Below are 16,061 nucleotides of genomic sequence, written 5' to 3'. Positions count from 1 at the left end.
GAAGGAATCCGGGTTTCCGTATCCAAGGCTCCATCATGGTCCCATGAAGATACCGCAGGTTCCGTTCTTAACATTGTTTGCATTGTCGCCGTTGGTTGTGGTTCCAACCTCCGGGTTGATGAGGCCTTTTTCATACCAGTCATGTAAGGTGGTAAGGGCTTCTTTCATTTCATCTGTTGTAGTTCCCCAGTACAGTTCGCCGGAATCATCTTTCAGAAAATACCCCGGTGTTGCATTGAATGCCTGATATACAGCATCGAAACCGTATCCGTTGTTGGAGGAGTTCAGGAAGTTGGAGTAGGTTCTTCCGCCGTTATCAATACCTGCGATTGCATAATCCGGGCTGAGACCTGCGTCTTTAAATTTCTGAGCTACTTCGCCGAGTTCATCTACGGTCTTCGGAACTTCCAGTCCTAACTGATCCAGCCAGTCCTGACGGATAAAGTACAGGTAAACACCATCGGTATCTACCGATATGTTTGGCAGTGCACAGAAGGTTCCGTCTACGGTTGCATTGTTGATCGCACGTCCTTCGGTAGTCTCGATGATTTCTTTTACCTGTTTGGATGCGTACTGGTTGAACTCCGGCCAGAGGTCTGCAAGAAGATCTGCTCTTGCTGCCTGTACCAGGTAGTTACGGGTTGGTGCAACGACTGCATCCGGAAGGGAAGCAGATGCGATCGCCAGAGATACTTTCTGCTGGAAGTCAGATGCATTACCTGCAGTCCAGTCGCAGACAACTTTGATGTTGTAGTTATCCAGAAGGTATCTGGTGTACTGGTTGTTATCTACGGAATCGCCGTCCGGAAGTGTGGTATCCTTCGGGTCGATCTGATATCCATAATGTACTTCTACGACATGATCAAATTTTGCAAACGCACGATCGTCATTTTCACCCGGTACTGCATCGTCTGCTTCATCAGCTGCTGCAACCCAGTCACCAGAACCTGCTGCATCGCCGGAGCCGCTGTCCGATGAGGTATCCTTTGCTTCATCGCCGCCTGCCGTACTTGATGCTGTTGTGCCGCTGCTCTTGCTGTTTGCGTCAGAACTGTCTCCTCCAGTGCTGCCACATGCTACCAGGCTTACGATCATGGTGCTTGCCAGTAATGCAGAAATTACTTTCTTTTTCATTTGGTGTCCTCCTTGTGATTTACGTTCTTTTTGCGTGCTCCGTTGTTGCTTTTGTCCAGGCTTACGAAGAATCCATTGTTTTTAATCATACGTTTTGCCTAAAACTTTCACATTTTCGTCACACTTTTTATGCAATGATTACACCTCTCTTCCACCCGTTTTGACAAGCATTTTTTATGTATTTTTCACAATTTATTTCGTTTTTTTAATTCATATTGTCGATTTTGTACACTATTTTAAAATTTATAGTCAATCTTGACTTTTTCTTTTTCGTTATTCTTTTATCTATTGACGGATTTTTTGTGCTTTTTCCGTCATTTTGTATATTCCTCGTATTTTCAGACATTTTACCTGCAGAGCCTTCTACCGGCAGTTCCCTCCGAATGCCGGGCAGCACAATAAAAAAGAACCTCTTATCTCTCCCCGGGAATACTTCTTTCCGGAAACATAAGAGGTTCTTTTTCTTTTTTTTGTTCTTTATTCTGCTTTTTTCTTCTCTTTTGGAATAATGATATTCAGCACAATCGCCGTAACCGCCGCCGGAACGATACCGGAACCGCCGAAAATCAGCTGGATATAATAAGGAAGCTCTGAAATCGCTCCTGCAGTAGATCCAAGGCCATAGCCAAGACCCAGTGCAACGGAAACGATTGTAATCTCACGACTTGTGATCGGCTCTTTTGTGATGAGCTGGATACCGGAAACCAGAATCGATGCAAACATCATAACGGCCGCACCGCCCAGTACGGACTGCGGCATGATGGATACAAATGCTGCAATCTTCGGGCAGAGTCCGCAGAGAATCAGGAAAACTGCTCCGCAGGAAAGCGCCATACGGTTTACAATTTTTGTCATCGAAATAATGCCGACATTCTGTGCAAAAGAAGTATTCGGGAGAACGCCGAGTGCTGCTGCAAAGCTGGATCCGAGACCGTCGCAGATGATACCGCCGGAAAGCTCAGAATCGGTTGCCTCGCGGTCCATACCGCTCTCTACGCAGGCGCAGATATCGCCGACCGTCTCAACGGTTGTTACGATGAACATGATCGCTACCGGGAGAATTGCCTCCACACGGAAGACTGGTTTTACCTCAGCCAGTTTTCCAAAGCCTGCAATACCAGGGAGTGCGAACCAGGACGCATCTTTTACCTGCTGGAAATTGACAACCCAGGAATATGTATAGGAAACAGTGCTTCCATCCTCAAGAACCGCCGTTCCGGTATGCGGCAGAACCATGGTCATAATAATAGCTACCACGTAGCCGACTAAAATACCGATCAGAATTGAAGCCGTACTTAAGATTCCCTTCGGATTTGTAAAGTGCTTCAGTGCCAGCGTTACAATCAGAACGACCATGCCAAGGAACAGGTTCTGTATGGAACCGTAATCGTTCGTTCCGGAACCGCCGCAGAGATAATTGATTCCAACCGGAATCAGCGAAAGACCGATCGCCATAACGACGCAGCCGGTAACAACCGACGGGAAAAATTTACGAAGCGGCTTTAAACAGACGCCAAGCACGCCCTCAAACAGACCGCCGACAATTGTCGCACCAAGGATAGCGCCGTACGTCAGCGCGCCCTGTCCCAGCACGGCTGTCACGCTCTTGAATACGCCGAGGAATCCAGAAGATGTACCCATAACAATCGGCACTTTACCGCCGATCGGTCCAATCGAAAACATCTGTACCAGTGTTACAATACCGGCTACTGTCATTGCATTCTGCAAAAGAGCCGTACGAAGTGCACCGTAGCCCGCATCCGCCGTCAGACCGCACGCTCCCATGATGATCAGAAGCGGGGTGAGGTTTCCTACGAACATCGCCATTACATGCTGCAATCCAAGCGGAATCGCCTGCTTCAGCGGAATCCGTCCTTCAAAGGTGTACGGGGTTCCCATAGCTGAACTTTTTTCTTTTTTCATTGCTTTTCTCCTGCTTTTGTAGATTTGGGCTGCCTTGCCTTTCGGTATGGAATATGCCCTGCACAGCCGGAATTTTTCCGGCAAAGCGTCCTTGTTTTTTCTTATAGATACTTATAAGTTTTTCTTTTTAAACAAGTCTTCTTCATAAGCTGTGCTTTTATGTAAAAAGATTATCATGTTTCTTTTTTCCCGTCAACCCGCATCTTGTACAGAATTCCATAAAAAGGAGACACCGGTCTGTGTTCCTCATCTCACAGATCAATGCCTCCTTGTTTTCTTCCTTCAATTTAAGCGTTCTGGAAATCCTCAATCGCTTTTACGGTGCGGTTATATTCTTCCGTCACCTTCTGCATCAGATCATCCGTCTCGGTCTCCTGCAGCGGTCTTAACCGCTCGGTCAGCTCGGCGCTTGGCTCGTACAGATTTTTAAAACCAAGATTCTGGCACACGCCTTTTAATGTATGAGCTGCACGGAATGCAACCTCAATATTTCCGTCCGCCAGTGCCTGGCAAAGCTCCTGATAGCTCGGATCCTGCGGAAATTTTAAAATGATCCGCTGAATTAGAGATTCACTGCGAAGCCGCTGAACGGTTTCCTCGTAATCTGCTCCCATCTGCATGTAGCAATCTTTTAATGTCATCTTCTCTTCCTCTTCCCTGTATGCAAATTCATTACATATTAATGCAAACAAGTTCTTTATCAATACATAAATAATTATATTTCTCACGCAAGCTCTTGTCAACTTCTGCTTTTCATTATTTTTGCATTATTTTTGTTTACTATACGCTCTATTTCTGAACATAAAACATCTTTTTTCTTACGTTTTTCTTACGTTTTTATCTTACCTGTATATTGCATTCATGCATAATAATACAACTTACTCGCATATTCTGTCGTTTTATTCACACGGTACCGCGTGAAAGTCTATTTCTTCTGTCTAGTCTCGTTGCAAAATGTAATGTTTTTTGTACACTGTAATTTTCGTTATTTTTCTGTGTTTCTTCTATCTTTTATGCAAAAAGGGACCCCCGGTCTTAACCGGAGATCCCTTTGGATTTCTCAAAATCAGATTAGCAGATTCCCTGAGCCATCATAGCGTCAGCTACTTTCTCAAAGCCTGCGATGTTAGCGCCCATAACATAGTCGCCCTCATGGCCGTAACGTTTTGCAGCATCAACCATGTTGTGTGTGATGTTGATCATGATATTTTTCAGTTTTGCATCAACTTCATCGAAGGTCCAGGACAGACGCTCGGAGTTCTGGGACATCTCGAGTGCGGATGTTGCAACACCACCTGCATTTGCAGCTTTTCCAGGTGCGAAGATTACGCCGTGCTCCTGCAGATATTTGGTTGCTTCCAGAGTAGTAGGCATGTTAGCGCCCTCGCATACTGCAGTGCATCCGTTCTCAACAAGTGCTTTTGCATCCTCAAGCAGCAGCTCGTTCTGAGTTGCGCAAGGAAGAGCAAGGTCTGCTTTTACAACCCATACGCCGCGTCCTTCGTGGTACTCAGAGTTTGGACGATATTTCTTGTACTCGGTCAGACGGGCACGATTTACTTCTTTGATCTCTTTTAATGCAGCTACATCGATTCCGTCTGGATCGTAAACCCATCCGTTGGAGTCAGAGCAGGTGAGAACTTTCACACCAAGCTGAGTAGCTTTCTCGATTGCATAGATTGCAACGTTTCCGGAACCGGATACACAAGCGGTCTTGCCTGCGATGTCGATGCCGTTCAGTTTCAGCAGCTCCTGGGTCAGGTACAGCAGTCCGTATCCGGTAGCCTCTGTTCTTGCTAAAGATCCGCCGTAGCTTAAACCTTTACCAGTCAGAACGCCTTCGTATACGCCGCGGATTCTCTTGTACTGTCCGAACATGAAGCCGATCTCTCTTGCGCCTGTTCCGATGTCACCAGCCGGTACGTCGGTGTCTGCGCCGATATATTTGCAAAGCTCTGTCATAAAGCTCTGGCAGAATGCCATGATCTCTCTGTCAGATTTTCCTTTCGGATCGAAGTCAGAACCACCTTTACCTCCGCCGATCGGAAGGCTGGTCAGTGAGTTTTTGAATACCTGCTCGAATCCCAGGAATTTGATAATACCAATATTTACAGAAGGATGCAGACGGATTCCTCCTTTGTAAGGTCCGATTGCACTGTTAAACTGTACACGATATCCGGTGTTTACATGAGCCTGTCCTTTATCGTCTACCCACGGCACACGGAATTTGATCTGACGCTCTGGCTCTACCATTCTCTCCAGAAGAGCGACTTTTCTGTATTTTTCCTCGTTTGCTTCAATAACAGGGCGAAGAGATTCCAGAACCTCTTTGACTGCCTGATGGAATTCCGGCTCAGCTGGGTTTTTTGCAACTACGGACTCAATAACCTCATCTACGTATGACATGTTAGTTTCCTCCTTGAAATTTCTCCCTTAATGTAGTGCAGAAAGATTTCTTTAAAAGATCCATCTGCGGTTCTCATCAGCCTTAAAGCGTGGAGAAAATCATTTCCGCACTCTCTCGCGTCTCCGGTGGATTCTCCCGTCCTCCGGATCACTTAATTTTATAAGGTCAACGATTGGTTGATATTATAGCATAAAATATCCGGTTTTTGCAATATTTCACGCAAAAAATTCCTAATAAATCATGATTTTGTAGCGTTTTCTAATATTTACCCAGTATTTTTGTCGATTTTGTATATTTTTACCGAAAGTACTATAAAATTTCGCGTGCTGATTCTTTAGAAAATAAAGATTAGCTGCGGTTTTTTGTTTTTATATTAGGTGTTTTCGATTTTTTCTTCACGCTCCAGCCAAAGGTTCCCTGCTTTTTCCCGATTCCGAAGTACTCTCCGTGGGAATACACAATCGGTTTCGCGCGGTTCAGATCGAAGCGGCCGCGCTCATCCATGTATGCCTCATCCGCATGGACAGCCACAACTTTTGCAAGAAACATGTGATGCGAGCCCAGTTCGAGCACCTGCTCCACTTTACACTCGATATTAACCGGCGACTCCCCGATCATCGGTGCGGAAATCTCCTCCGCCTCGACTTTCGTCAGTTTCATCTCTTTGAACTTATCCACATCTCTTCCCGAGCGCACGCCGCAGTAGTCGGTCGCATAGCAGAGGTCCTCCGTCGTCAGGTTGATGACGAACGCACCGCTCTCTTTGATCATCTGATAGCTGTAGCGTTCCGGCCGCACCGAGATCGATACCATCGGAGGATTCGTACACACCGTGCCGGCCCAGGCAACGGTGATGATGTTGTCCTCCCCGTTCTTTCCGCGCACCGACACCATGACCGCCGGCAGCGGATACAGCATATTTCCCGCTTTCCATGTCTGTTTTCCCATTCTTATTTCTTTCCTTTCCTCTTTTTCACCCTTTTATGACCGAAAAAAGCGTGCCCCGGATCTATTTTCAGGCCCGGAACCACGCTTTTTTATTTTTTCTGTTTTTACTGATTCTGCAGCGCCATCATAAATGCCGGAATCAGCTGTTTCTTTCTCGACACAACACCCTTCAGCTCGCAGCTGACCTCGTTGACCGGAAGATCTTCAAAAGCTTTTTCGATGACTTCCTTTGCCCCGCTTCCATAATACAGAAGCTCTGTAGATTCTTCTATAATATTGGTCAGCATAAAGAATACCATCTCGATGCCGTGTTTTCCGCACTCGCTTTCCATCTGCGGCAGAAGCTGTTCCTTGATGGATTCCAGCTCGCCCGCATCGAGGGATGTAATCTGGCCGACACCAAACGTAACATCGCCCATGATGAATTTTTTGAAATCCTGGTAGAAAATTTCTTCCGGTGATTTATCTTTCAGGTTGCTTCCTGCACGGAACATTTCGGATGCAAACTCCGGAATGCTGATGCCTGCAATGTCCGCCAGTGCCTCTGCTGCCGCTTTGTCAAGAAACGTACACGTCGGCGACCGGAACATCAGCGTATCGGAAATGATGGCTGCGCAGAGCAGTCCTGCGATGTTCGGCGCGATCTCCAGCTCTTTTTCCTTATAAATTTCATACATAATCGTTCCCGTGCAGCCCACCGGCTCATTGCGGAACATAACCGGCGCCATCGTCTCAAGTGATCCCAGACGATGATGGTCGATGATCTCGAGAATCTCCGCCTCTTTGACGTTATCGACCGCCTGTGATTCCTCATTGTGATCGACGAGAATCAGTTTCTTTCCTGCATTTCCGATCAGGTTCCGACGGGAAATCGTTCCCACATATTTTCCTTTCTTGTTCAAAATCGGGAAATCGCGGTGTCTCTGATTTTTCATAACTTCTTTGATATCATCGAGGAAATCTTCGGTGTTGAACGTGATCAGATTGCTTCTGCGCATCAGATATTTGACCGGAATACTCTGGTTAATCAGACGCGCAATCGTATACGTGTCATGCGGACTGCTGATGATCACACAGCATTTTTCCTCTGCAAATTTCTGAATCGTTTTCGTCACCTTTGCGCCAAGTCCGACGATAATGCAGCTTGCATCCATCTCGATTGCACAGAGCTGGTCCTCCGCACGGTTTCCGAGAATGACAAGGTCATCTTTTTCGATGTAGTTCTCCATCGTATCCGGATGGAATGCGCCGACAACGACTTTTCCGCGGATAAAATAACCATGTTCATTTCCGACAATAACCGAACCATCCAACGTATCCGCGATACTGCGGTATTGCGTCCTTGCCAGTGACATGACATGGCTGTCATAAGAATCCATATAGGATTCTGCGATATCACTGACCGTAATCACGCCCTGCAGATCATTGTCCGGCGAAGTAATCGGCAGTGTGACCACGTTGTTGTTTTTCATCATGGAATACGCTTTCTTCACGGAAATCGTGCCCGGTACGCTCGGCACCTCATGGATTTCAATTTCCTTTACCTGCGTTCCCGCATTCGGCAGATACCCCGGTGCGCGCACGCCAAAGCGCTTCAGTACATACTCGGTCTCCTCATTGATCTGACCGGCACGCCGCGCCATGTAGGTTTTGGTTTTATCTGTCCTGTTCTTGATATCCGCATAGGCAATCGCCGAACAAATGGAATCCGTATCCGGATTTTTATGTCCAATTACATAAACTCTTGAATTTGATTTCATAATAGTACTCCTCCCTTCTGTATGTTTGTGGTATACAGTAAGTTCGTCCCGGTAGTTTTACTTCTTTTTTTGTAACGACTACAGTTACTGCTCACTTCGTGACCAGTAACCGCCGCCCTGCACATGCAAATTCGCTCCGCGAAGTTCCGGGCGGCCACCTGAATCACTTTCTCCTGCAGCCGCGCAGCAAGTGCGCGTCTCAGTAATTTTGGTAACGACTACACACATATTACCATCCTTTTTTCATCTGGTCAAAGAAAATCTTTTATGTTAAGATAAACGCAGATAGAAAAACGTGCAAAATTGAACCCGATTTTTTCATAAATCCACAATTTTCCTCTCGTTTTCCTGTTATTCTTACGAAAAAGGGGTGTTTCATTATGTCAGAAGAACAATTAACCATGGATGACTTCTCCGCAGAGCTGGAAGCTTCCTTCAAAAAAATTGAGGAAGGCGACATGCTCACCGGAACCGTCATCTCCGTAGATGAAAAAGAGGTGATTCTCGATCTGAAATACTACGCAGAGGGCGTCATCCGCGCCGAGGACTTCAGCAACGAGCCTGGCTTCTCCTTAAAAGACGCTGTTCAGGTCGGTGACGAAATCACCGCAACCGTGATCCGCAAAGACGACGGCCACGGCAACATTCTTCTCTCCCGCGCAGAGGCAAACGATATCCTCGCATGGGAAAAACTCGCACAGTACAAAGAAGAGAAAACCGTACTGGATGTAAAAGTCAAAGGAATCGTAAACGCCGGTGTTATCGCTTACGTCGAAGGAATCCGCGGCTTCATCCCGGCTTCCAAACTCTCCCTGAACTACGTGGAAGATCTGAATGAATACTTAAACAAAGACATTCAGGTACAGGTTTTTGAACTCGACAAAGAAAAAGACCGCCTGATCCTCTCCGCCCGCGAAATTCTCCGCGAGAAAGCAGACGAAGAGCGCAAAGAGAAAATCTCCAACGTAGAAGTCGGCCTCGTCACCGAAGGAACCGTTGAGAGCCTGCAGCCATACGGCGCCTTCATCAGCCTCGGAAACGGCCTCTCCGGCCTCGTCCACATCTCCCAGATCTGCGCCAAACGAATCAAACATCCATCCGCAGTCCTGGCAGTCGGCGATAAAGTCAAAGTAAAAGTCATTGCCATCAAGGACGGCAAACTCAGTCTCTCCATGAAAGCCCTCGATGACGTTGCAGCTGAGGAGATCCAGGAAGAAACCATAGAACTCCCGGAGACAGAGGAAGTGACAACGACACTGGGATCGCTGTTTAAAAATATTAAGCTGAACTAAAGTGGCTGTTCCCGTTGTTATAACAGCATTTTCCAGGGGTTTTGCAGCATCACAGATTTTACCCCCATGACACGTAAACATAAAGCAGCGGCTGTACCGGATTTTTCTTTTCCGGTACAGCCGCCACTGTTATTTTATACCGGCATCGCCGCCACAAAATAATACATCACAATAAAATGACAGAAGCTGCCACCCATCACAAACAGATGGAAAATTTCATGTGTTCCGAACTTTTTATGCTTCGCATTAAACATCGGCATTTTTAAGGAGTAAATCACCCCGCCGACCGTATAAATGATGCCGCCCGCCAGCAACCATCCAAATGCCGGCCGTGAAAGAGCCAGAAACAGCGGATGAAATGCCAGTACACACAGCCATCCCATTGCGATATACAACACTGAGGAAAACCACCTCGGACAATTGATCCAGAATGCCTTGACGAGAATTCCGCCAATTGCTGCTGCCCACACCAATGCACAAAGTACAATTCCCGTCCGTCCATGCAGCGCAATCAGACAGATCGGCGTATAACTTCCCGCAATCAGCACGGAAATCATCATATGATCAAACTTCTTCAGTCGACGGTTTACCTTCCCATTTACATCAAACGTGTGATACACGGTGCTCGCCAGATACAGCAAAATCATACTCAGCATAAACACCGCCATCGCAACCACATGCAGATGATCCGGCTCCCGCGCCGCCTTCAAAAGCAATGGCAGCGTTCCCACCACCGCCAGGATCAGCGCAATCCCATGTGTAATCGCACTGCCAGGATCCTTGATTCCATTTTTTCTGATATACTTCATTCTACTCACTCCTTTCCTGTCAGAAACGCTGTTTTATTTCAATTACCGTCTCACATAGTTTTTATTACTACTTGTTGCCGTTTCTTTTATTATAACAGGATGAAATTATTTTGCAAGTCAAAATATCTGGTTTCTTCCGGAATCGTTCGACACATTTTCACAAAAAAACAGACTTTCCGCATCCACACATTGTTGTGTCTGTTCGAAAAGTCTGTTTTTGATTCTTATTTCGCCTTGATCAGCTTCCATTTCTCTGTCCGCGAAAGCTGTTTAATCTCCCACTCCCGCCGCATCGCCTCTTCTTTGGAGGAATACGTTTCAAAATACACCAGTTTTACCGGTCTCCGGCTTTTGGTGTATTTGGCACCTTTTCCCACATTGTGTGTCTCAACGCGGTGCTCAAGATTGTTGGTCCAGCCGGTGTAAAGTGTTCCATCGCTGCATTCCACGATGTAAGTGAAATTTTTCGGATGTTCCTGCACCTTACTGCATTGCCAGCTCATCTACAGCCAGTTTCAGCGCACCCATGATACCCTGATTGTCGTTCAGGCTTGGAAGTACAATGTAGCTGTCGAGATCCTCAAGTTCTTTTGTTACAAGATATCCGTTCAGCTGTTTCTTTACTTCTTCTCTTACGAGCGGCATCATATGCTCCTGATGCATAACGCCTCCGCCCAAAACGATTCTCTGCGGGGAGAGCAGCATGATGCAGTCTACAAGTGCCTGTCCGATATAGTAAGCCTCAAGCTCCCATACCTCTTTTTTGTCTGCCAGCTCAATACCTTTTTTGCCCCAGCGTGCTTCAATGGCAGGACCTGCAGCAAGGCCTTCCAGGCAGTTGCTGTGATACGGGCATTTTCCGCCGTAAGTATCTTTCGGATGTCTGGTCAGCAGAACGTGTCCGCCTTCCGGATGAAGCATGCCGTGCAACAGCTTGCCATTGGAAATAATTCCCATTCCAACGCCCGTTCCGATGGTGATGTAAATGCTGTTGTCCAGACCTTTTGTGATTCCCCAGGTAGCCTCACCCAGTGCAGAACCGTTTACATCGGTATCAAATCCAACCGGGATGTCCAGTGCATCTGCGAAAGCGCCTACGATGTTGTAGTTCTTCCATGCTAATTTGGGAGTTGTGGTAATGTAACCATATGTTTCGGATTTTCTGTTCAGGTCGATCGGTCCAAAGCAACCGATTCCCAGTGCCTGAATGTCCTTCTCTTTGAAATACTCAATCATTTTCGGAACGGTAATTTCCGGTGTCTCGGTCGGGATAGAAATTCTCTCATAAATTTCTCCATTTGCGTTTCCAATTGCGCAGACCATCTTTGTTCCGCCTGCTTCTAATGCTCCAAGTCTCATTGTGTTTTTCTCCTCTCTTATGCTTCTGGATTTGAGCAGATTACAGAAAGTTTTCCTTCAAATCTGCATCCATTAAAATTAGCCGGTATAATAAAGTGAGTACCTTTCTTAACCGGAATACCGTTTACAGTACCCTCTCCGGCGATTACACTTACATTAGTATAATATTTTTTCGCATCCAAGGTGAATACACCGTCGATGTCGTATTTATCTACAGAGTAGAACTTGCATGTTACAAAATGGGTATGTACCGCGCCCGGGATTTCCTCTGTAAAGGTATCGATATCTGCCGTTTTAAACGGAGCCTCGATAACATCGATACTCTGCTCTACATGAAGTTGTCTCGGTTTGCCGTTCTGCAGTCTGTCATAATCGTATACACGATAGGTGATATCGCTGCTCTGCTGTGTCTCCAGAATCAGTGTGCCGCCTTTGATGGCATGTACGCATCCCGGATTGATCTGGAAGAAATCTCCCTTATGTACCGGCACTTTGCGGATGAAATCGCTCCACTCATGATTGCGGATCATTTTCTCCACTTCTGCCTTGTCTTTTGCATTGTGTCCGATAACAATTTCTGTACCCGGTTCGCAGTTCAGCACGTACCAGCACTCGGTCTTTCCAAGAGATCCATTCTCATGCTCTCCTGCATAAGCATCATCTGGATGAACCTGGATGCTCAGATCATTTTTTGCATCAATGATCTTGATCAGCAGCGGAACCTGGCTTCCCGGGTAATTTCCGAAAATTTCCGGCTCCTCTTTCCAGAGCTCACCTAATGTTTTTCCATCAAATCTTCCGCCTGCCACATGGCTCATTCCGTTGGCATGTCCGCTGATCGCCCAGCACTCGCCGGTTGTATCGCTCGGAATTTCGTAATCAAATACGTCTCTTAACTTTGTTCCACCCCAGATTGCTTCTTTGAACACCGGGTCCATAAATAAAAGCTCCATATTTTTCTAATCCTCCTTGTTTTCAGGATCTGTCCACTACGTCTATTTTAACCGATAACAGCCAAAAACGAAACCCCTAAAATGACAAACTTTCACATTTTCTGTAACCGGTTACTTTCCTTTTATTCCGCCTTTTTTCTATATCAAAACAATCCTGTTTGTTATATGTAAAGCTGACTGTTTTCAGCCAGCCTTTTTTATAAAAAGCAATCGAAAAACGGTATTTTACCATCCGCGGTCTGCGCCGCCTTTTTTGTATTCAAAACCTGTAAAAAAGATTCGATTGCGAATCCTACACTTTATAATACTTTCCCGCATCCCATTTCGTGCAGGTCCTCTTTTTTATTCCGAAATTGCCGGGAGATATACCATAGGATCAATGGCTTTTCCATCTTTTTTCATCTCAAAGAAAAGATTGCTTCCCTCTTTTACATAATATTTCGTCGGTGCTGCAACTGCTCCGATCCGTGCTGCTTTCTGAACTTTCTGGCCTGCCTCGAGGGAAACGTCTGTGAGCTGTCCGTAGATGGCTTCGTATCCATTTCCAAGATTCATGGTGACGGTGAGGCCGGTTCTTGCATCATTTTCCACACTCACAACTTCTCCGTCCGCTGCCGCCAGAACCGGAGTTCCTTCTGCCGCCGAGAAAACAACGCCTGGATTGCACTGGTAAAGATCCAGTGTCGGGAAATAAACGGTATTTTCCATGTTATACGGAATCAGAACTGTTCCAGTAACCGGCAGTTCCATGATTGTCGCTTCGCTGAACATCAGATCCTGTGCAGCCCCTGCTGTCTCAACTGCCGTTTCCTGATTTTCTGCAGAATCCACAGTTCCGGATGCTGCACTCGTTTCTTCATTCGCCGCTGTTTCTCCTGATCCTGTTTCTCCGTTCTGATCCGCCGCTGTTCCGTTTACCGCCTGCGCGTCCTGTCTTTCTGTATTCCCATCTGATTCTTCCGGTGTATTCTGAGCCGTCTCTGCATCTGCTTCTGGATTTCCCACCGCCTCTTCTTCACACGCCGCTTCCATTTCCGGCACCTGTTCCAGACTGTTTTCCACATCATCTGCCTGATCCTGTACGGCACGCGTTCCGTCTGCATCTCCCGCCGTCTCCTCCGTCTGCTGTTCTGTAGTTCCGGTGCTTTCGTCCTCTGTAAGCTGTGCCGTCTCTCCCTGTTTCGCCTGATCTGCCTTACCGTTTCTCGCATCCTGCTGCCAGGTCAGCACTCCGCCTGCAATCATCATTGCCAGTGCCGCTGTGATCACGCCGATTCTCAACTTGTCTCTTTTCATGTTCTTACCACCTCTGCTGATATCTTTTTAAGCATTTCAGAGGCGTTTCTCAATCTCTCGCTCTCCTCCTGCTTTTCCTACAGTAAGCAGTATTTCCCATCCGGCGCGATCTATACACAAAAACCGGATTTTTCCTTTCTGTTATCCACAATTTCTCCTCCGTGCTTTTTCATTTTGTGGAAAACATCTGCCGTTTCTGCGCACTTCGTGCAAAACATCCCCATCATTATCCACACTTTATTTTTGTCGTGTCAGGCGGATATTCGCAATGGTAATAGGAGACTTCCTTCATTTGGTTAAAAAAGAGCTGGAGACGGGAAAATTCCCAGTTCCAGCTCTTTTTTTTTGTTGTAATCTTTTTATTGCAGTCTTCCATACACCGTACTCGCATCCGCAATGCTGTCCACCGCAGATCCCGAATCCGTCATCGCCTCTGCCGTAACGAGTATGTACTCTTCTCCCCCGTATTCTGCAAAGCTGACCAGGCACTGACCCGCCTCATCGGTAAATCCGGTCTTTCCGCCTTCAATGACTGCCCCGTTCTCCAGTGTCGTACTCATCTCATAGCTGGTAAACCGGTGGAGCATCGTATCATACAGCGTAATTCCCTCCGGGTGTGATGCGGTAGCCTCCGTTGTGTAAACCTCCCTCGTCACGATCTCGCGAAACGTATCACTCTTCAGACACTCACTCATCAGCACCGCAATATCACGGCAGGTAGAATAATGGTTGTCGTTATGCAGTCCCGTGCAGTTCTCAAAATGCGTATTGGTAAGTCCCAGTTCTTCTGCTTTCTGGTTCATCATGGCCACAAAACCTTCTTCCGATCCGCCGACTGCTCTCGCCAATGTCTCACAGGCATCTGCGCCGGATGGCAGCAGCACACCATAGAGAAGATCACGAACCGTTGGCTGTTCGTACGGATTAAATCCCGCTACCGACGCATCCTGTGCCGTCAGTTCCTCGAAGATGTCCTCCGGAACCGTAATCGTCTCGTTCAGATCCGGAAGATTTTCAATGGTAAGCAGCGCTGTCATAATCTTTGTCATCGACGCCGGATAAATTCTCTCATCTCCGCCCAGATTCATCATCTCAGCCAGATCGCTTTCCCGCACCAGCAGGGCATGCTGACTGTTCAGACCATCTGACGAAATCTGCTGTACCGGCTCAGGCGTCGGTGTAATCTCCTCCTCCTGGCTGGAATCCGATATCGGCTCTGAACTGTCCCCAGCAAGAGAGGATGACGAAACCGAAGAGGATGCACTTGCGTTTCCATCCGTCTGTTTTTTTTCGTTCTTCTGCATCTGATATCCAAGCACGCCAATCAATCCGATAATGATAACAAGCAGAACACTTAAAATCACTTTCTGCTGAAACTGGCGTCTTCGTCTTTTGTTTTTCTTTTTTTGTGCCATAAACAGATTCCTCCGTTCTCTTTTATTCTTTCAAAGCATAGTACATTTCCTGCTCTTTTGCAAGATTTTCGCCGTAACCTTAAGATAAACATAATCAAAATTGGTCCGGTGGACCAATTTGGGATATGCAGAACAAAAAAAGAACCCTCGAAAGGGTTCCACATAGTGAAGCATCGGGGATTCGAACCCCGGACAACTTGATTAAAAGTCAAGTGCTCTACCGACTGAGCTAATGCTCCGTAAAATATGCCTAGTTCCGGAATCGAACCAGAGACACGAGGATTTTCAGTCCTCTGCTCTACCAACTGAGCTAACTAGGCATAAAATTGCGGGAGTAGGATTTGAACCTACGACCTTCGGGTTATGAGCCCGACGAGCTTCCAGACTGCTCCATCCCGCGATATCCTATTTTTGTACTTGATTTCTCAAGTAAAGCCGATGATCGGACTCGAACCGATAACCTGCTGATTACAAATCAGCTGCTCTGCCAATTGAGCCACATCGGCCGATTGCCTGATTGGCAAGTGGGTGGTGGTGGATTCGAACCACCGAAGCAATTTGCAGCAGATTTACAGTCTGTCCCCTTTGGCCACTCGGGAAACCACCCATAAAAGAATGGGACCTACAGGGCTCGAACCTGTGACCCTCTGCTTGTAAGGCAGATGCTCTCCCAGCTGAGCTAAGATCCCATTTTTCAGATATTTAGTTATGAAAAGCGACCCGGATCGGGATCGAACCGACGACCTCCGCCGTGACAGGGCGGCG

At 46.9% G+C, this 16,061-nt stretch carries 13 protein-coding genes and 6 tRNA genes; 1 reads left to right on the top strand and 18 read right to left on the bottom strand.

All coding sequences use genetic code 11. The features are described 5' to 3' along the window. Positions 1 to 33 precede the first annotated feature (33 nt). From DWX26_RS14600 to DWX26_RS14570, 6 genes are all read right to left on the bottom strand, one after another. A complete protein-coding gene (locus DWX26_RS14600; RefSeq protein ID WP_118601685.1) occupies positions 34 to 1,134 on the bottom strand; it encodes an extracellular solute-binding protein in 1,101 nt (366 codons plus the stop codon). Between the two features lie 477 nt (positions 1,135 to 1,611). Next, entirely contained in the window at positions 1,612 to 3,057 is a 1,446-nt protein-coding gene (locus tag DWX26_RS14590) for a uracil-xanthine permease family protein (RefSeq protein ID WP_118601684.1), read from the bottom strand. Between the two features lie 287 nt (positions 3,058 to 3,344). Then, positions 3,345 to 3,698: an Hpt domain-containing protein gene (locus DWX26_RS14585; protein WP_055220310.1), complete on the bottom strand. Its 354-nt coding sequence runs from the start codon at positions 3,696 to 3,698 to the stop codon at positions 3,345 to 3,347. A 430-nt stretch (positions 3,699 to 4,128) separates the two neighbouring features. After that, entirely contained in the window at positions 4,129 to 5,463 is a 1,335-nt protein-coding gene (gene gdhA / locus DWX26_RS14580; protein WP_055220308.1) for an NADP-specific glutamate dehydrogenase, read from the bottom strand. A gap of 349 nt (positions 5,464 to 5,812) precedes the next feature. After that, entirely contained in the window at positions 5,813 to 6,412 is a 600-nt protein-coding gene (locus tag DWX26_RS14575) for a flavin reductase family protein (RefSeq protein ID WP_117510675.1), read from the bottom strand. Between the two features lie 104 nt (positions 6,413 to 6,516). Continuing rightward, positions 6,517 to 8,172, bottom strand: a complete 1,656-nt coding sequence (locus tag DWX26_RS14570) for a putative manganese-dependent inorganic diphosphatase (RefSeq protein ID WP_117762172.1) — start codon at positions 8,170 to 8,172, stop codon at positions 6,517 to 6,519. Positions 8,173 to 8,552: 380 nt separating this feature from the next. Here DWX26_RS14570 and DWX26_RS14565 point away from each other — a divergent pair, with 380 nt between their 5' ends. After that, complete coding sequence (locus DWX26_RS14565) at positions 8,553 to 9,464, top strand: 30S ribosomal protein S1 (RefSeq protein WP_118601683.1); 912 nt, start codon at positions 8,553 to 8,555, stop codon at positions 9,462 to 9,464. A 134-nt stretch (positions 9,465 to 9,598) separates the two neighbouring features. Here DWX26_RS14565 and trhA read toward each other — a convergent pair whose 3' ends face one another. The 12 genes from trhA to DWX26_RS14505 form a co-directional block, all read right to left on the bottom strand. Then, positions 9,599 to 10,273 carry a PAQR family membrane homeostasis protein TrhA gene (gene trhA, locus DWX26_RS14560; RefSeq protein ID WP_117510669.1) on the bottom strand — a complete coding sequence of 225 codons (675 nt, stop codon included), beginning with the start codon at positions 10,271 to 10,273 and terminating at the stop codon, positions 9,599 to 9,601. 224 nt (positions 10,274 to 10,497) lie between these two features. After that, positions 10,498 to 10,776, bottom strand: coding sequence for a GIY-YIG nuclease family protein (locus DWX26_RS14555; protein WP_022461219.1), 279 nt, complete (start codon positions 10,774 to 10,776; stop codon positions 10,498 to 10,500). Continuing rightward, positions 10,757 to 11,632: an ROK family protein gene (locus DWX26_RS14550; RefSeq protein WP_022461220.1), complete on the bottom strand. Its 876-nt coding sequence runs from the start codon at positions 11,630 to 11,632 to the stop codon at positions 10,757 to 10,759. Before DWX26_RS14550 ends, DWX26_RS14555 begins: the two co-directional genes overlap by 20 nt. A gap of 17 nt (positions 11,633 to 11,649) precedes the next feature. Then, positions 11,650 to 12,585 (bottom strand): mannose-6-phosphate isomerase, class I, encoded by a 936-nt coding sequence (manA, locus tag DWX26_RS14545; RefSeq protein WP_117510667.1) that lies wholly within the window; start codon positions 12,583 to 12,585, stop codon positions 11,650 to 11,652. Between the two features lie 342 nt (positions 12,586 to 12,927). Beyond that, a complete protein-coding gene (locus DWX26_RS14540) occupies positions 12,928 to 13,881 on the bottom strand; it encodes a M23 family metallopeptidase (RefSeq protein WP_055220294.1) in 954 nt (317 codons plus the stop codon). A 359-nt stretch (positions 13,882 to 14,240) separates the two neighbouring features. Continuing rightward, complete coding sequence (locus DWX26_RS14535; RefSeq protein ID WP_117510663.1) at positions 14,241 to 15,296, bottom strand: D-alanyl-D-alanine carboxypeptidase family protein; 1,056 nt, start codon at positions 15,294 to 15,296, stop codon at positions 14,241 to 14,243. 166 nt (positions 15,297 to 15,462) lie between these two features. Then, positions 15,463 to 15,535: transfer RNA gene (locus tag DWX26_RS14530), tRNA-Lys, on the bottom strand. A gap of 8 nt (positions 15,536 to 15,543) precedes the next feature. Beyond that, positions 15,544 to 15,616 (bottom strand) — tRNA-Phe (locus DWX26_RS14525). 6 nt (positions 15,617 to 15,622) lie between these two features. Further along, positions 15,623 to 15,696: transfer RNA gene (locus DWX26_RS14520), tRNA-Met, on the bottom strand. Positions 15,697 to 15,729: 33 nt separating this feature from the next. After that, positions 15,730 to 15,802, bottom strand: a tRNA-Thr gene (locus DWX26_RS14515). A 19-nt stretch (positions 15,803 to 15,821) separates the two neighbouring features. Further along, positions 15,822 to 15,903 (bottom strand) — tRNA-Tyr (locus DWX26_RS14510). 9 nt (positions 15,904 to 15,912) lie between these two features. Then, positions 15,913 to 15,985: transfer RNA gene (locus tag DWX26_RS14505), tRNA-Val, on the bottom strand. Positions 15,986 to 16,061: the final 76 nt, after the last annotated feature.

Origin of the sequence: Blautia sp. AF19-1 (assembly GCF_003479155.1) — a bacterium.
In the GTDB taxonomy this organism is placed as follows: Bacteria; Bacillota; Clostridia; order Lachnospirales; family Lachnospiraceae; genus Fusicatenibacter; species Fusicatenibacter saccharivorans.
The sequence above is the reverse complement of the archived record's forward strand: the minus strand, read 5'-3'. Positions and strand labels throughout refer to the sequence as shown.